This window comes from Nitratireductor alexandrii, assembly GCF_004000215.1.
GTDB classification, from domain to species: Bacteria; Pseudomonadota; Alphaproteobacteria; order Rhizobiales; family Rhizobiaceae; genus Mangrovimarina; species Mangrovimarina alexandrii.
Map to the genome: position 1 here is coordinate 1 of NZ_RBVY01000003.1, position 15656 is coordinate 15656.

Below are 15656 nucleotides of genomic sequence, written 5' to 3' on the forward strand. Positions count from 1 at the left end.
TACGGCCTCGTCCAAGACCTCTTCACAGCAATCCCAGAGCTTCAGAAAGCGCTCTGAGACCAAAGCGCGCAGCGGCGGCGGCAGGAAAAGGCCGGGGTGGACGAAATCCACCCCGGCTTCTATTTTTCGCGACTGCACAATTTGGGCGCAACCGCTTTCCATGGGTAGAGCAAGATGACAATCCAGACCGTCGGCATCATCGGCGCCGGACAGATGGGAGGCGGCATCGCGCATGTCTGCGCCCTCGCCGGCTACCAGGTGCTTTTGTACGATCTCTCCGAGGAGCAGGTCGAAAACGGCATCGCGACGATCAACGGCCACATGGCGCGGCAGGTCTCGTCCGGAAAATTCGACGACAAGGTGCGCGCCGACGCGCTCGCCCGCATCTCGGGCGCGGCCACGCTTGAGGATCTCGCCGGCGCCGACCTCGTGATCGAGGCGGCGACCGAGGACGAAACCATCAAGCGCAAGATTTTCGCCCAGCTTTGCCCGCTTCTCAACCCCGAGGCGCTGCTGGCCACCAACACCTCTTCGATCTCGATCACCCGCCTGGCCGCCCAGACGGACAGGCCGGAGCGTTTCATCGGCATTCACTTCATGAACCCGGTCCCGGTGATGAAGCTGGTCGAGCTGGTTCGCGGCATCGCCACCGAGGACAGCACCTTCGAGACGGCGAAAGCCTTCGTGAGCAGCCTCGACAAGACGATCACCGTCGCCGAGGATTTTCCCGCCTTCATCGTCAACCGCATTCTGCTGCCGATGATCAACGAGGCGATCTACACGCTTTACGAGGGCGTCGGCTCGGTGGAAGCGATCGACACGGCCATGAAACTCGGCGCCAACCACCCGATGGGTCCGCTGCAGCTCGCCGATTTCATCGGCCTCGACACCTGTCTGTCGATCATGCAGGTGCTTTATGACGGGCTGGCCGATTCGAAATACCGGCCCTGCCCGCTGCTGGTCAAATATGTCGAGGCGGGATGGCTGGGGCGCAAGGCCGGGCGCGGTTTCTACGACTATCGCGGCGACCACCCCGTTCCCACCCGCTGAGGCGGGCGGACCGCGCCGCGCCAACGCCGGGCCGGCGCGCGCCTGCCGGCCGGTGATCAGTGCACGGCCGCCAGGTCGTTGATGCCGTAGGCCTGGATATGGGTGAGTTCGATCCGGTTGCGGCCGCCGTTCTTGGCCTGGTAGAGCCGCCGGTCCGCGATCCGGAACAAGTCCGCGAAGCCGAGCTGATCCTCGAAGCTGACGCCGCCGACGCTGACGGTCAAACGATGCGGCTTGCCCATCGGCCGGAACGACACTTCGCTGATGCTGCGACGAATGCGCTCGGCCACGCCGACCGCGTTCTCCTGTGAGGCGCCCGGCAAGAAAACCCCGAACTCCTCACCGCCGAGCCGGCCCACGAGATCGTCCTTGCGCACCTGGCCGCGGATCGCCGCGGCGATCGTCCTGAGGGCCTCGTCGCCGAGATCGTGGCCGTAACTGTCGTTGATCGACTTGAAATGGTCGGCGTCGATCACCAGCAAGGCGCCTTTGATACGCTGGTTGCCGCGTCCGGCATCGGTCAGGCTTTCGTCGACCCGTGTCGAAAACGCCCCGCGGTTGAGGCAGGCCGTCAGGCTGTCGGTCGAAGCGACCAGACCCAGTTTCCGGTTGGCGCGCCCCAATTCGCGCAGCCTGTAGCCGAGAAACAACAAAACCGGCCCCGCCAGCACGAGCAGCAGCAGCGCCGCGACAGGCAAGCCGCTGCGAAACGCCTCCTCGCCGATCCCGGCCGCCGCGACGGCATTGTAGCCCAGCGAGACGAACAGGCACCACGCCGTGCCCACCAACGTCCACCGCAAGAGACCGGACCGGCCCAACCGGGACACAGCCCGACCAAAATGCCGCCTCAACGCATCAGCCATTGATGACCCCCCCTCATCACGACACGAGAAGGTAGCCCGCGGCTCTTAAAGACCGGGTTAGGAAAATCGGCGGCATTCGCCGCCCAACGCATACCCAACGTTTACGATGATGTCGCAACCGCGTCCGACGGCGCCCGGTCGAACGGCGTCAGTCGCGGCTGTAGATGCGCCAGCCCTTGGCGGATTTCATGTCGGGCAGTTCCGAAAACCGGGTACAGCGATTGCGCCCGTTCGCCTTCGAGACGTAAAGGGCGCGGTCGGCCTTGACGTAGAGATCGTCGGCGCTTTCGGCCTGCGTGGCCATGCAAATTCCCACCGACACGGTGATCGAGCCGCTGGCAAGCCCCGCCCCGTTATTGGTCGCGGCCAGTTTTTCGACCATTTTGCGCACGCTCTCGCCGACCTCGGCCGCCTGGTCCTCGCCCATGCCCTCCACGATCGCGGCGAATTCCTCGCCGCCCGTGCGCGCAACCATGATGCCCTCCGGCACGGCCGAGCGAACCACGCTGGCGATGTGCTGGATGATCTTGTCGCCGACCGGATGGCCGAAACGGTCGTTGATCTGCTTGAACCGGTCGATGTCGACGATCACCAGGCAACTGTAGAGCACCCGTTTCTTGTCGTCGTAGATCTGCGCCATCGCCCTGTCGAAGGCGCGGCGGTTGAAAAGCTGGGTCAGCGGGTCGGTGTCGGCAAGCTTCTTGTATTCTTCGAGCTTCGACTTCACGTCCTCCAGCTCGGCGGACTTGTCCTCGATCGACGAGACGATCTGCTTGCCCTGCTCGATCTTGGTGTCGGTGGCGGCCGACATGATGCTCGAGATACGGTGCAGGATTTCCTGGGTGACCAGATTGCGCTTGTGCAGCCCGTCCGAGGTCTGGTTGAGGATCGAACCGTAGCGCTCGAGCTGCACCCGCTCCTTCTCGAACAGCTTCATCACCTCCTCGACCTTGTCGGAGAGATGGTTGCGAATATCCTCAACGAAAAGCTGATTGTTCGCCTGGGCGAAATATTTGACGCTGAGGCGATCGAGGTCGTCCTGGCGCGGCCGGTTGCCGAGCTTGCCCAGATCCGCGTTGAGTTCGGGGTTGGCGCCGGCGAACACCTCGTAGAAAATTTCGTAGTTGCGCGGCAACCCCACCACCCCCATCGCGCGCATGGCCAAGGCGATCTTGGCGGCGACGTCGCCGGCCGGTCCGGCCGGAGTGTTGCCGCTACCCGTAGTGTTCGAAAGCTGCATGTTCATACGCACCCCCCCGTCGGCCGCGGTCGAACTTTGTGGCCGAAACGCTCCACGACCGGCGCACCGCAATCACCCCTGAACGCTATCGACCCGTCGCCCTTCAATGGAAGTCCCACCCATATCTGAGATCAGCCTGACGTACAGGTAAGCCAATCGCGCTAATTGTCCGTTAAACCCGGACAATTCGTCACAAATTGATGCAAGTTCGGAAACGGGCCTAGACTTTGACCGGCTTGGCAACGCGCCCGGTCTCGCCGAACAGCGTAAGATAGCGCTGGATCTCTTCGGGCGCGCCGGTGGCTTTTTCGGGGTTGTCCGACAGCTTGACTGCTGGCCGGCCATTGGCATGGCTGACCTTGCAGACGATCGAGATCGCGTTGAGACTGTCGATCTCGACCGGCGCGCAGCCCTCGAAATCGTTGGTCAGGTTGGTGCCCCAGCCGAACGCCATGCGCACCCGGCCGTGAAAATGATGATAGGCCTTCTCGATCGTGTCGACGTCGAGGCCGTCGGAAAAGATCAGCAGCTTCTCGCGCGGGTCGCGGCCGCGCGCCTTCCACCACGAAATGATCTTTTCGCCGCCCTCGATCGCCGGCGCGCTGTCCGGTCGGAAACCGGTCCAGTCCGCCACCCAGTCCGGCGCGCCGCGCAGGAAGGATTCGGTTCCGAACGTGTCGGGCAGCACGATCAGCAGGTTGCCGCCATAATACTGGTTCCAGTCGCGCAGCACCTGATAGGGCGCCTCCAAAAGGGCCTCGTCGTCGGGCGCCAGCGCGGCCAGCACCATCGGCAGCTCGTGCGCGTTGGTGCCGAGCGCCTCCAGATCGGTATCCATGGCCAGCTTGACGTTGCTGGTGCCCGTCAGCGCATCGCCCAGCCCCTCCTTCAGCGCCTCGACGCACCAGCGCTGCCACAGGAAGGAATGCCGGCGCCGGGTTCCGAAGTCGGAGATGCGCAGATCCGGCAGCTTGCGCAGCCGCTCGACCTTGGACCACACCTTGGCCTTCGCCCGCGCATACAGAACGTCGAGCGAAAACGGTCCCATCGACCGCATCGTGGCGCGCGAGCGTAATTCGTTGATGATCGCCAGCGCGGGGATTTCCCACATGCTGGTTTCCGTCCAGCGGCCGTGAAAGCGCAGCTCGAAGCGTCCGTCGCGGCGCGCCAGCTCGTATTCGGGCAATTGAAACGTGCTCAGCCATGCCAGAAAGTCGGGCCTGAATATCTGCTTGCTGCCATAGAAGGTGTTGCCGGCAAGCCAGATCATCTCCTTCTTGGAAAACCGCAGGCTGCGCGCATGGTCGAGCTGGTCGCGCAATTCGGCGATGTCGATTTCGTCGGCGAGCCGCACCGCCTTGGTCCGGTTGATCAGCGAAAAGGTGGCGTCGACCTGCGGATAGAGCCCCCAGATCATCTGCAGCATCAACAGCTTGTAGAAATCCGTGTCGAGCAGGCTGCGGATGACGGGATCGAGCTTCCACGTATGATCGTAGACGCGCTTGGCAATGTCGGTCTTGGTCATCGTGCCCTTCCCGTTTCGCCCCGGCCGTCGCCGGCAACGGCGCGGTGGTCTAGGATGAAATTATCGCGCGCGGCAAGCAAACCGCCGGGTCGGCCTGAAACCGGTCCGCCGCGCTCAGCCGAGATGCTCGCGCACCTTCTCGCGGATCTGGGACAGCGTGAACGGCTTCTGCACCACGTCGACGATCACCTTGTCCAGGCCCGCCGCCCGTTCGCGCTGGTCCGCGTAGCCCGTCACGAGCATGATCTTGAGCCCGGGATAGTCCTGCACCGCGGCTTGGGCCATGGCGATCCCGTCCATGCCCGGCATGCGGATGTCGGACACGACCAGGTCGAAACCGCCGCCAGCTTCGCGGATCAGCGCCAGGCCCGCCTCGCCGTCCTCGGCCGTCTCCACGCTGTGGCCATCGCGCGCCAGCGCCCGCGCCGCCAGGGCGCGCACCGGTTCGTCATCTTCGACAATCAGGATTCTAGCCATTCGCCCGATAATGCCCGGTCTCGTTCCGGTTTTCTGCAAAACCGCCTCAACCGGCCGCATCCCCTTTCACAACGCCCACGAAAGGCAGCTCACGGAAGGCGTGCGCGACATCCATGCCGTATCCGACGACGAAATAGTCCGGACATTCGAACCCGACATAGTCGGCGTTGAGCTCGGTCTGCCGGCGGGTGTGCTTGTCCAGAAGAACCGCGATCGAGACGCTGCGCGCGCCGCGCGAGACCATCAGGTCGCGCGTGAATTTCAGCGTCTTGCCCGATTCCAGAATGTCGTCGATCAGCAGGATGTCGCGGCCGCTAACATCGTTGTCGATATCGCGCAGCACCTTGACCTCGCCGCTGACGGTGCCGGCACCGTAGCTGGAGATGAAGATGAACTCGACCTCGGGCGAACTGCCCGCGTCATGCATCGCCCGAATGAGATCGGCGGCGAAGATGAAGGAGCCCTTCAGGATCGAGATGACCAAAAGGTCTTTATAATCGCGCCCCGCGATCTCTTTGGCCAGTTCGAGATTGCGCCGCGCGATCGTCGATGCGCTGAACAGAACCTCGATTTCCTTGCCGCGTACAACCGGCATCAGCCGCCATCCCCCTTGATCATGCTCACCGACACGCCGGCAACGCCGCCCTGGGGCGCGTTGACGCGGCTGGAAAAGGGAAACCGTGTCCCGGGTCCGATCCGGGCCTGTCCCGGATCGAGTATGTAGCGGGTGAGGGCGCCGCCGTCACCCCTGACCTCGATGGCCAGGCGCGGAACCTGTTCGACAGAGGCGCCGTTATTGGCAACGGCGCCGTCGACATGCACGATCCCGCGCACGCCGCTTGTGTCGACATGCGAGCGCAGCGCCACCAACCGCATGGCCTCGACCGCGTTCACCGGCGTGGCGGGAAGCAGGGCACCGCGCAGCGCATGTCCGCCCGAGATCCAGAACGCCGCCAGCGCGGCCACGGATCCGAGCACCCAAAACAACGGGCCGGCGCGTTGGCCTTTCGGACCGGACGGGCGCGGGCCATTGCTCTTGAGCATATCCATGCCCGACATCGCCGCCGAGCCGGGCGCGGCCCTCGGCGTGGGACGAGAGAGATCGGATGACGTGGACGCACGGCCGAGCGTGATATAGTCGGCATCAACGATCTCGCCACCGAAATCGGTCCGTGCCGCCTTGGAGCGCCCGCCCGCCATGATTTCGCCCGAGACCGGGCGGACGTTCGCTGCATCGACCATGGAAGGGCGCCGTCCTTTTGCAAAACCCTGACACGGGGTAAAGGGAATTGGTTAATGATTTGCTGCCGGATGGCACAGAGGCGGCGTGACAGGGTCGGAAGTTTACCGTCCGTTAACCATGGAAAACCAAGGTCCGCCGCAATCGACGGATATCGAAGCAGCCGGGGCCGCTTAGGACAGTGATTCATTTCGAAAATGTTGGCTTGCGTTATGGGATGGGGCCGGAAATCCTGCGCGACATCTCCTTTCAGATCCCCAAGCGCTCGTTCCAGTTTCTCAGCGGACCGTCGGGGGCCGGCAAGACCACCTTGTTGCGCCTGCTTTTCTTGTCGCTGGCGCCGACCCGCGGCCTGATCAAGGTGTTCGGCAAGGATCGGGCACTGATTCGGCGCGACGAGCTGCCGCATATCCGCCGCAAGATCGGCGTCGTCTTCCAGGATTTTCGCCTTCTGGAGCACATGACGACCTATGAGAACGTCGCCCTGCCGCTGCGCGTGCGCGGCCGTGAGGAGGCGAGCTATCGCGGCGACGTGACCGAACTGCTCAAATGGGTCGGTCTGGGCGAGCGCCTGAATGCGCACCCGCCGATCCTGTCGGGCGGCGAAAAGCAGCGCGCCGCGATCGCCCGTGCGCTGATCGAGCAGCCCGACATCCTGCTCGCCGACGAGCCGACCGGCAATGTCGACCCGCCACTCGCCCGGCGGCTGCTGCGCCTGTTCATCGAGCTCAACCGGTCCGGAACCGCCGTCCTCATCGCCACGCACGACCTGTCCTTGATGGACCAGGTCGACGCGCGCCGCCTGGTGCTCGCCGACGGCAGGCTGGCGGTCCATGACTGACTCCACGCTCAAATCCCTGGTCCGCCCGGGCAGCGGCAGGCGCCGCCGCATGGCGCCGATCGTGCCCGCCCAGACCGTTGCCGGGCACGCCCTGATCGCCGTGATCGCAATCATGACCTTTTTGGCCTGCCTCACCGTGGGCGCGGTCACGCTGGTGCGCGACACGGCCAGCGTCTGGCAAAGCCAGATCGCCCGCGAGGCGACGATCCAGATCCGTCCCCGCGACGATCTCGACATGGAGGCCGCACTCGATGCCGCCAGGACGATCGCAGAAACCTTCGCCGGCGTGCGCGCGGCAACCGTCGTCGACAGCGCCGCCACCGCGCGCCTGCTCGAACCCTGGCTCGGCACCGGGCTCGACCTCGACGAACTGCCGGTACCGCGCCTGGTCATTGTGACGATCGACGAGGCCGCGCCGCCCGATTTCGTCGCCATGCGCGAGGCGATCCGCAAACAGGTGCCCAACGCCAGCCTCGACGACCATCGCAATTGGGTCGACCGCCTGGTCTCGATGGCCAGAACCACCGTGACGATCGGTTTCACGGTCCTGATCCTGATGTTGTCGGCAACGGTCCTGACCGTGATTTTCGCCACCCGCGGCGCGATGGCCGGCAACGGACACGTCATCGAGGTGCTGCATTATGTCGGCGCCGAGGCCCGCTTCATCGCCTCCCAGTTCCGTCGGCATTTCCTGTTGACCGGCATCAAGGGTGCCGCCGCCGGCGGCCTCGCCGCGATCGTCGTCTTCATCCTGTTCGGCTGGTGGTCGGGACGCAACATGGCCACGCCCGAGGCCGACCAGGCGACTGCGCTGTTCGGGAATTTTGCCATCGGCATGACCGGCTATCTCGGAGTTGGGGTGGTGGTTATCCTGGTCGCCGCGTTGACGGCGGCAACCTCCCACGCGACCGTGGTCGCCCATCTCAACGGGGTAGACGTTGGCACCACCGACCATTTGTGAGCGCAAGACCCACTGGCGGCCGGGTCCCGGCACGCGACGGCGCGGAATGAAAAGTGTCGCAGCACCGGCGCCGCATCTACCGCCTGCCGCAATTCGGCGCTAAGCAACCATAATGGCAGATGCGCCCCGCGAAACCGAACCGCATTCCGCGCGCGACAGGCACACGGAAGGGCGTGGCCGCGCCGGCCGCGCCGGCATGGCCGCGGGCGTGCTCGTCGCGCTGGTCTTCATCGGCGGTTTCGCCTGGTTCGCCAATCAGGTGAGCCTGATGACGACGCCGGCCGATCCGCCGGACGCCGACGCGATCGTCGTCCTGACCGGCGGCCATTTCCGCCTCAACGCGGCGGTCGACCTTCTCAAGGCGGGCAAGGGACAACGCCTGTTGATCTCCGGCGTCAACCCGGTCGCGCGCGCCGGCGATCTGCGACGTGCCACCGGCGCCGAGGAAGCGCTGTTTTCGTGCTGCGTCGATATCGACCGGCTGGCGCTCGACACCGTCGGCAATGCCGCCGAGAGCGCCAAGTGGATCCGCGCCCACGCCTATAAGACGGTCATCGTGGTCACCAACAATTACCACATGCCCCGCAGCCTGCTGGAAATGCGCCGCCTGCTGGCCGAAACGGCGCTGCTTCCCTATCCGGTGATCGCCGGCAACGCCAAGGACGGCGTTCTGCTGACCAAGCCGGACGCCTTGCGGGTGCTTTTTACCGAATATGTCAAATATCTCGGCGCTCTGGCCCGCGGCGCCTGGCCGTATGGCAATGGCGGCGACGCAGCGACGTCACCAAGCGACCTCGCCCGGCGCTGAGCAAACGGCCGCCACGGCGTTCGGACGCGCAATCCGCGGTTTTCCTGTGCGATGGCCGATGATACCTAGAAGGCAAGACCCACAACCGGGATCGCCACGGGACGCCGGACACGCTTCATGACAGTGATTCGCTCGCTGACGTTCAACGTCGCCTTTTATGCCAATCTGATCGTCCAGATGATCGTCTGGACCCCGTTTTACTTTCTGGCGCCGCGCCATCTGGCCTGGTTCGTGCCGAAATTCTGGTCGCGCACCAGCCTGTGGCTCTACAACGCCATCGCCGGCACGCGCAGCGAGATCGCCGGGGTGGAGAACCTGCCCGAGGGCTCCTTCATCCTGGCGCCGAAACACCAGTCCTTCTGGGACACGATCGCCTTCTTTCCCTATCTGCGCGATCCGCTCTACATTCTGAAGCGCGAGCTGACCTGGATCCCGTTCTTCGGCTGGTACATCCTGAAGATGCGCATGATCCCGGTCGACCGGGGCAGCCGCTCCAAGGCGCTCAAATCGGTGATCCGGCTGACCAAGGCCGAACTGGCACGCAATCCGCGCCAATTGATCATCTATCCCGAAGGCACCCGCCGCGCGCCCGGTGACGACCCGGCCTACAAATGGGGCATCGTCGAGCTTTATACCGAACTGGGCCTGCCGGTCGTCCCGGTCGCCCATGTCGCCGGCCTTTATTGGCCGCGGCGCAAGTTCCTGCGCTATCCCGGCACGATCAAGGCGCGCTTCCTCGAGCCGATCCCCACCGGCCTGAGCAAGGAGGAGTTCATGCGGCGCCTGGTTTCGGCGACCGAGCAGGCCGTCGACGACTTGCTGGTGGAGGCCGCCAGCGCGCCCGACGCGCCACCCTTGCCCGAGACCGCCCGCAAGCGGCTGGAGCGGCTGGGGGTCGAGCTGCCCTCCTCCGTGCCGGCCTGACGGCGCCGCCATCGTCGCCGAAATCGGCTGATCCACCTGGGAGCCCGGCAGAACCCGCGCCGGCTTCACCGGATCCGCCGCGCGACCTCCTCCAGCCAATGATCGCGAATGCCGAGCGCTTCCAGATGCTCGACCGTGTTGAGGACGTAATCCTCGTTCGGGCCCGACTGGCCGACGGCGCCGCACACCGCCGCGGCCGCGTGCGCGGCGTCGAGCCGCCCGGCATATTGATCGTGCGCGCGGTCGACGACGTAACACAGCGCCTCGCCGCGCGCGCCGGAGGCAAAAGTGACCGGCAGCACGCGCTCCAGATAGACATGGGTGACGAGTTCGCGAGCGCGCAAATAGTCGAGCACCTCCTGGCGCAGGTCGCCCGGCACCCGAAAGGCGAGCCCGATACACGATCCGCCGCGGTCGAGCCCCAGCACCAGCCCCGGCCGCGCCGGCGTGCCGCGATGCACGAAAGACCGCACGCACAGCGCCCGACGGTAGCCGTGCAGGCGCGCGCGCTGGGTTTCCACATGGGCAAATCCGGGCCGCCACATCAGCGAACCGTAGCCAAACACCCAAAAATCGCCCATATCGCCAAGCCAATCTGAAGAAATGCGCCGGGAACGACCGGCGGCACGATGGGTAGCGAGGCCGAAGGCGTGACGTCAAGTAAACGCAAAGGCGGGAGCAGTCGCCGGTTCGTCTGGCTCGCAACGGCGATCGTCGCCGCGCTCGCGCTCTACACGGGCGGCTGGTATTACGCCGCCGGCACGCTGGAGCAGGCAACCGACACCTGGCTTGAGCGCATGAGCGCGCGCGGCGCGGAAGCGAGCTGCGAACGGCGCCAGGCACGCGGCTATCCGTTCCGCATCGGGCTGTTCTGCACCGAAGCCGCCATCGCGGACGCCGAGGGCCGTTTCGCCGTCAGCGCCGCCGGGCTGCGCTCGGCCGCGCAGGTCTACGATCCCGCCCAGGTCGTCGGCGAACTGGACACGGTCCGCCTCGATCTTTTCGGCGCGCCCAATCCCCTCGGCGCCAGCGCCCGCGATATCCGTTTCAGCGCGAGGCTTGCCGAGCCCGTGCCGGCGCGCGCCTCGGTGACCGCCCGCCAGGTCGAACTCGACGCGACGCCGGAAAACCGCATCGCCTCGATCCTGTTCGAGGCCGCCCGCGCCGAGGCCCATACGCGCCGCAATGGCGCCGATCTGGATCTTGCAGTCAGCGCCGAGACGATCTCGGCCTTTCCGCCGCAACTCGGCCGCGAGATACGCGCGGATCGGTTCCAGGCCGATTTCACCATCGCCGACGGCGTGCGGCTCGCCATGGAGCGGCCGCAAAGCCTGCGCGGCATCAGCCTCGTCATTCGCGATCTCGCCATTACCCTGGCAGATCAGGCCGGTTTCGCGCTTTCCGGCCCATTTTCTGTCGATATGGACGGATTTATTGACGCAAAATTGCAGCTTTCAGCGCAAAATCCGCAAAAAATTGCCACGCTTTTGGCAGAAATCATGCCGGAAAACGGCAATCAGATCCGCTCGGTGGCGGCCGGGCTCGCCGCTCTCGGCGACAATCCCAGCCTGCCGCTGACCGTCACGAAGGGACAGGCGCGGATCGCCTTCATCACGCTCGGCCGGGTGCCGCCGCTCAACTAGAGCCCGAGTTTTCCGGCTCCTTGGCATCGCGGGTCGGATGGGCGACGACGTGGCGGCCGAAATCGGGCACGTCGATGTCCTGGCCGGCCTCGATGATCGAGCGCCGCACCGCCCGCGTATGGGTGAACAGGTCGAACAGCTTGTCGCCGTCGCCCCAACGGATCGCCCGCTGCAATGCCGACAGATCTTCGGAAAACCGCGCCAGCATCTCCAAAATGGCCTCGCGATTGTGCAGGCACACGTCGCGCCACATGGTCGGGTCGGACGCGGCCAGGCGGGTGAAATCGCGAAAACCGGACGCCGAATATTTGATCACCTCCGACTTGGTCACCGCTTCCAGGTCGTCGGCGGTGCCGACGATGTTGTAGGCGATGATATGCGGCAGGTGCGAGACGATGGCGAGCACCATGTCGTGATGGGCGGGGTCCATCACGTCCACCTTCGAGCCGCACGCCTCCCAGAAACCGGATAGCCGCGCGAGCGCGTCGGGATCGGTGTTTGGCAGTGGCGTGAGGATGCACCAGCGCCCGTCGAACAGGTCGGCGAAACCGGCATCCGGCCCCGACCGTTCCGTGCCGGCGATCGGATGGCCGGGGATGAAATGGACCGAGGACGGCAATTCCGGCGCCATCTGGCTGACGACCGACCCCTTGGTCGAGCCGACATCGGTGACGATCGCCCCGGCCTTGAGCGCGGGCGCGATCGCGCCCGCCACCGCGCCGGACGCGCCGACCGGCACCGACACGATGACGAGATCGGCATTTTCGACCGCCTTTGCCGGGTCGCCTTCATAGGCGTCCCCCAGGCCGAGTTCCTCGGCCCGTTCGAGGGTCGCCGCAGAGCGTGTCGAGACCACGACCGTGCCCGCAAGCCCTTCGCGGCGGATCACATGGGCAAGCGACGAGCCAATCAGGCCGATGCCCACCAGGGCAACGCGATCGAACATCGGATCGGACATGGTTCAGTCTTTCAGGAAATCCGAGAGCGCGGCGACCACACCCCGGTTGGCTTCTTCCGTGCCGATCGTCATTCTGAGCGCATTCGGGAATCCATAACCGGCGACACGGCGCAATATATAACCGCGCGCCGTCAGATACTCGTCGGCCAACGCCGCCGAGCGGCGCTCGTCGGGGAAATGGATCAGGATGAAATTGCCGATGCTCGGCGTGACCCTGAGGCCGAGCCCTGTCAGTTCCTCCGTCAGCCAAGGCAGCCACCGGTCGTTATGCGCGACCGATTTTTCGACATGGTCGCGGTCGCGGATCGCCGCCACGCCGGCCTCGATCGCCACCGCGTTGACGTTGAACGGGCCGCGAATGCGGTTGAGCGCGGCAATCACATGCGCTGGCGCGTAGAGCCAGCCGATACGCGCCCCGCCGAGCCCGTACGCCTTGGAGAAGGTGCGGGTCATGACCACGTTGTCGCACGAGGACACGAGTTCGATGCCGGTCTCGTAGTCGTTGCGGCGCACATATTCGGCATAGGCCGCGTCGAGCACCAGAAGCACGTTTTTCGGCAGCCCCGCATGCAGGCGCCGTACCTCCTCGAACGGCACATAGGTGCCGGTCGGATTGTTGGGATTGGCCAGAAAGACGATCCGGGTCCTGTCGGTCACCGCGGCCAGGATCGCATCGACATCGGCCGCCTCGTCGGTTTCCTTCACCACCACCGGCACGGCACCGGCCGCCTGGATGTAGATCCGGTAGACGAGAAAGCCATGCTCGGTGAAAATACCTTCGTCGCCCGGCTGCAGATAGGCCTGCGCCAACAGGCCGAGCGCCTCGTCGGAGCCGTTGGTGCACAGGATGTTGTCCGGGTTGAGCCCGTGCACCTCCGCGATCGCCTCGCGCAGCCTGCTCGCCGCGCCGTCAGGATAGAACTCGAGCGAGGCGGCGACCGAGCGCACGGCCTCGACCGCCCTGGGCGATGCGCCGAGCGGGTTTTCGTTCGACGACAGCTTGTGCACCTTCGCTACCCCGGCCGGCGCCGCGCTTTTGCCGGGCACATAGGCGGCGATATCCATGATGCCGGGCTTCGGCTCTGGGCGGACGGGCAGGCTCATGGCGGGATTCCTTCGCGGATGATCGCCTTCCGACTAGCAAAGCTTTGCCGTTGACGCAAAGGCTAGCGCAAGATTATAACCGGCTTCCCGTGGTGATTTGGCCGGTCGGCTTGCAGCCACGTAAAACAAGTCGCTAAAGGGCCGTTTGCATCAGGTAACCGGCTTTGCGAGCGCGCAATGCCGGTTTTTTTGTGCTTCCCAGCCAGGCCGGCCGCATGAGGTGATGTGGATGGCGGCACGGCGTGCCCGAAAGCTGAAGGCAACCAACGAGGCGACCGACCCGTCGAGCCGCGTGGTCCGCTTCGGCCCCGACAGGCCGTTGTCGCTCGATTCAGGCAAGATATTATCGCCGTTCCAGATCGCCTACGAGACCTACGGCGCGCTCAACCCGGCCCGCAGCAACGCCATCCTGATCTGCCACGCGCTGACCGGCGACCAGTACGTGGCCAGCCGCAATCCCATCACCGGCAAGCCGGGCTGGTGGGAAAGCCTGGTCGGCCCGGGCAAGGTGATCGACACCGACCGCTTCTTCGTGATCTGCTCCAACGTCATCGGCGGCTGCCTGGGCTCCACCGGTCCCGCCTCGCTCAACCCCGAAACCGGCCGCGCCTACGGCCTCGACCTGCCGATCATCACCATCGGCGACATGGTGCGCGCCCAGACGATGCTGGTCGACGAACTCGGCATCGACCGGCTGTTCTCCGTCATCGGCGGCTCGATGGGAGGCATGCAGGTTCTGGAATGGGCGGCGAGCTATCCCGAGCGGGTGTTCACCGCGCTGCCGATCGCGGCCGGCGCGCGCCATTCCGCCCAGAACATCGCCTTTCACGAGGTCGGCCGCCAGGCGGTCATGGCCGATCCCGAATGGTGCGGCGGACGGTATATCGAAGAGGGGCGCCGGCCGGAAAAGGGCCTCGCCGTGGCGCGCATGGCCGCCCACATCACCTATCTGTCGGAAGCCGCCCTGCACCGCAAATTCGGCCGCAACCTGCAGGACCGCGAGACCCTGACCTTCGGCTTCGACGCCGACTTCCAGATCGAGAGCTATCTGCGCCACCAGGGCATGACCTTCGTCGACCGCTTCGACGCCAATTCCTATCTCTACATGACCCGGGCGATGGACTATTTCGATCTCGCCGCCGATCGCGGCGGTCGGCTGGCCGACGCCTTCCGCAAGACCGAAACCCGTTTCTGCCTGGTTTCCTTCACCTCGGATTGGCTGTTTCCGACCGCGGAAAGCCGTGCCGTCGTGCGCGCGCTCAACGCCGCCGGCGCCTCGGTCTCCTTCGTCGAGATCGAGACCGATCGCGGCCACGACGCATTCCTGCTCGAGGAGCCGGAGTTTTTCGCAGCGGTCGGCGGCTTCCTGGATTCGGCCGCGCGCGCACGCGGGCTGGAGAACGCATCGTGAGCGTGAACCACGACGCACGGGTCGATTTTGCAATGGTCGCCGGCCTGATCGAACCGCGCGCCCGCGTGCTCGACATTGGATGCGGCGACGGCGCGCTGCTCGACCTTTTGATCACCGACAAGCAGATCGACGGTCGCGGCATCGAGATATCACAGCGCGGCGTCAACGAATGCGTCGCCCGCGGCCTTTCGGTCATCCAGGGCGATGCCGATACCGACCTGAGCTACTATCCCGACCAGGGTTTCGACTACGTCATCCTGTCGCAGACCCTGCAGGCCACGCGCAATCCCAAGGAGGTGCTGGAGCAGTTGCTGCGGATCGGACGGCGTGCCATCGTCTCGTTTCCCAATTTCGGCCATTGGCGCGTGCGCCTGTCGCTGCTCTTGCGCGGACGCATGCCGGTCACCCGCGACCTGGCCTATAGCTGGTACGACACGCCCAACATCCATTTCTGCACGATCCGCGACTTCGTCAATCTGTGCGAGGAGATCGGTGCCACCGTGGAGAGCGCCACCGCGCTCAACGACAACGGCCAGAAGATCGGCGTCTCGATGCCATGGTGGTTCTGGAATTTCTTCGGTCAGCAGGCGGTCTTCCTGCTGAGGAAATAA

17 protein-coding genes and 1 riboswitch are annotated in these 15656 nt (G+C 65.2%); of the genes, 8 read left to right on the plus strand and 9 right to left on the minus strand.

Annotated features, from left to right (window positions below):
* The first annotated feature begins 174 nt into the window (after window positions 1-174).
* Complete coding sequence (locus EP380_RS06605) at window positions 175-1050, plus strand: 3-hydroxybutyryl-CoA dehydrogenase (RefSeq protein WP_106573648.1); 876 nt, start codon at window positions 175-177, stop codon at window positions 1048-1050.
* Between the two features lie 56 nt (window positions 1051-1106).
* On the opposite strand, the gene EP380_RS06610 is transcribed toward EP380_RS06605, so the two are convergent.
* The 6 genes from EP380_RS06610 to EP380_RS06635 all read right to left on the minus strand — a co-directional run bounded on the left by EP380_RS06610 (window position 1107) and on the right by EP380_RS06635 (window position 6397).
* Window positions 1107-1835, minus strand: a complete 729-nt coding sequence (locus EP380_RS06610) for a GGDEF domain-containing protein (protein WP_158264450.1) — start codon at window positions 1833-1835, stop codon at window positions 1107-1109.
* A 226-nt stretch (window positions 1836-2061) separates the two neighbouring features.
* Window positions 2062-3159 carry a GGDEF domain-containing protein gene (locus EP380_RS06615; protein WP_238719763.1) on the minus strand — a complete coding sequence of 366 codons (1098 nt, stop codon included), beginning with the start codon at window positions 3157-3159 and terminating at the stop codon, window positions 2062-2064.
* Window positions 3160-3373: 214 nt separating this feature from the next.
* A complete protein-coding gene (gene pncB / locus EP380_RS06620) occupies window positions 3374-4678 on the minus strand; it encodes a nicotinate phosphoribosyltransferase (protein ID WP_127597578.1) in 1305 nt (434 codons plus the stop codon).
* Between the two features lie 114 nt (window positions 4679-4792).
* Window positions 4793-5155 carry a response regulator gene (locus EP380_RS06625; RefSeq protein ID WP_106573645.1) on the minus strand — a complete coding sequence of 121 codons (363 nt, stop codon included), beginning with the start codon at window positions 5153-5155 and terminating at the stop codon, window positions 4793-4795.
* A 46-nt stretch (window positions 5156-5201) separates the two neighbouring features.
* Complete coding sequence (gene hpt, locus EP380_RS06630) at window positions 5202-5750, minus strand: hypoxanthine phosphoribosyltransferase (RefSeq protein WP_106573644.1); 549 nt, start codon at window positions 5748-5750, stop codon at window positions 5202-5204.
* Complete coding sequence (locus EP380_RS06635) at window positions 5750-6397, minus strand: hypothetical protein (RefSeq protein WP_127597580.1); 648 nt, start codon at window positions 6395-6397, stop codon at window positions 5750-5752. The genes hpt and EP380_RS06635 overlap by 1 nt, the downstream gene beginning before the upstream one ends.
* Before the next feature lie 179 nt (window positions 6398-6576).
* Between EP380_RS06635 and ftsE the strand changes: the two genes are divergently transcribed.
* From ftsE to EP380_RS06655, 4 genes are all read left to right on the plus strand, one after another.
* A complete protein-coding gene (gene ftsE, locus EP380_RS06640; RefSeq protein WP_106573642.1) occupies window positions 6577-7236 on the plus strand; it encodes a cell division ATP-binding protein FtsE in 660 nt (219 codons plus the stop codon).
* The gene (locus EP380_RS06645; RefSeq protein WP_106573641.1) at window positions 7229-8197 is read left to right on the plus strand and encodes a cell division protein FtsX; all 969 of its coding nucleotides are present in this window, start codon (window positions 7229-7231) and stop codon (window positions 8195-8197) included. The genes ftsE and EP380_RS06645 overlap by 8 nt, the downstream gene beginning before the upstream one ends.
* Window positions 8198-8309: 112 nt before the next feature.
* The gene (locus EP380_RS06650; RefSeq protein ID WP_106573640.1) at window positions 8310-9005 is read left to right on the plus strand and encodes a YdcF family protein; all 696 of its coding nucleotides are present in this window, start codon (window positions 8310-8312) and stop codon (window positions 9003-9005) included.
* Window positions 9006-9122: 117 nt separating this feature from the next.
* Window positions 9123-9929 carry a lysophospholipid acyltransferase family protein gene (locus tag EP380_RS06655; RefSeq protein WP_127597582.1) on the plus strand — a complete coding sequence of 269 codons (807 nt, stop codon included), beginning with the start codon at window positions 9123-9125 and terminating at the stop codon, window positions 9927-9929.
* A 65-nt stretch (window positions 9930-9994) separates the two neighbouring features.
* On the opposite strand, the gene EP380_RS06660 is transcribed toward EP380_RS06655, so the two are convergent.
* On the minus strand, window positions 9995-10510 hold the full coding sequence (locus EP380_RS06660; protein ID WP_106573638.1) for a gamma-glutamylcyclotransferase: 516 nt from the start codon (window positions 10508-10510) through the stop codon (window positions 9995-9997).
* Between the two features lie 69 nt (window positions 10511-10579).
* Between EP380_RS06660 and EP380_RS06665 the strand changes: the two genes are divergently transcribed.
* Window positions 10580-11572, plus strand: coding sequence for a DUF2125 domain-containing protein (locus EP380_RS06665; protein ID WP_164749784.1), 993 nt, complete (start codon window positions 10580-10582; stop codon window positions 11570-11572).
* Here EP380_RS06665 and EP380_RS06670 read toward each other — a convergent pair.
* Both EP380_RS06670 and hisC read right to left on the minus strand, forming a co-directional pair.
* The gene (locus EP380_RS06670; RefSeq protein WP_199190560.1) at window positions 11565-12530 is read right to left on the minus strand and encodes a prephenate/arogenate dehydrogenase family protein; all 966 of its coding nucleotides are present in this window, start codon (window positions 12528-12530) and stop codon (window positions 11565-11567) included. The genes EP380_RS06665 and EP380_RS06670 overlap by 8 nt on opposite strands.
* A 3-nt stretch (window positions 12531-12533) precedes the next feature.
* The gene (hisC, locus tag EP380_RS06675) at window positions 12534-13634 is read right to left on the minus strand and encodes a histidinol-phosphate transaminase (RefSeq protein WP_106573636.1); all 1101 of its coding nucleotides are present in this window, start codon (window positions 13632-13634) and stop codon (window positions 12534-12536) included.
* A 79-nt stretch (window positions 13635-13713) separates the two neighbouring features.
* Window positions 13714-13791: riboswitch (SAM riboswitch) on the plus strand.
* 72 nt (window positions 13792-13863) lie between these two features.
* Between hisC and metX the strand changes: the two genes are divergently transcribed.
* Both metX and metW read left to right on the plus strand, forming a co-directional pair.
* A complete protein-coding gene (gene metX / locus EP380_RS06680; RefSeq protein WP_127597586.1) occupies window positions 13864-15045 on the plus strand; it encodes a homoserine O-acetyltransferase MetX in 1182 nt (393 codons plus the stop codon).
* Entirely contained in the window at window positions 15042-15656 is a 615-nt protein-coding gene (metW, locus tag EP380_RS06685; RefSeq protein ID WP_127597588.1) for a methionine biosynthesis protein MetW, read from the plus strand. The genes metX and metW overlap by 4 nt, the downstream gene beginning before the upstream one ends.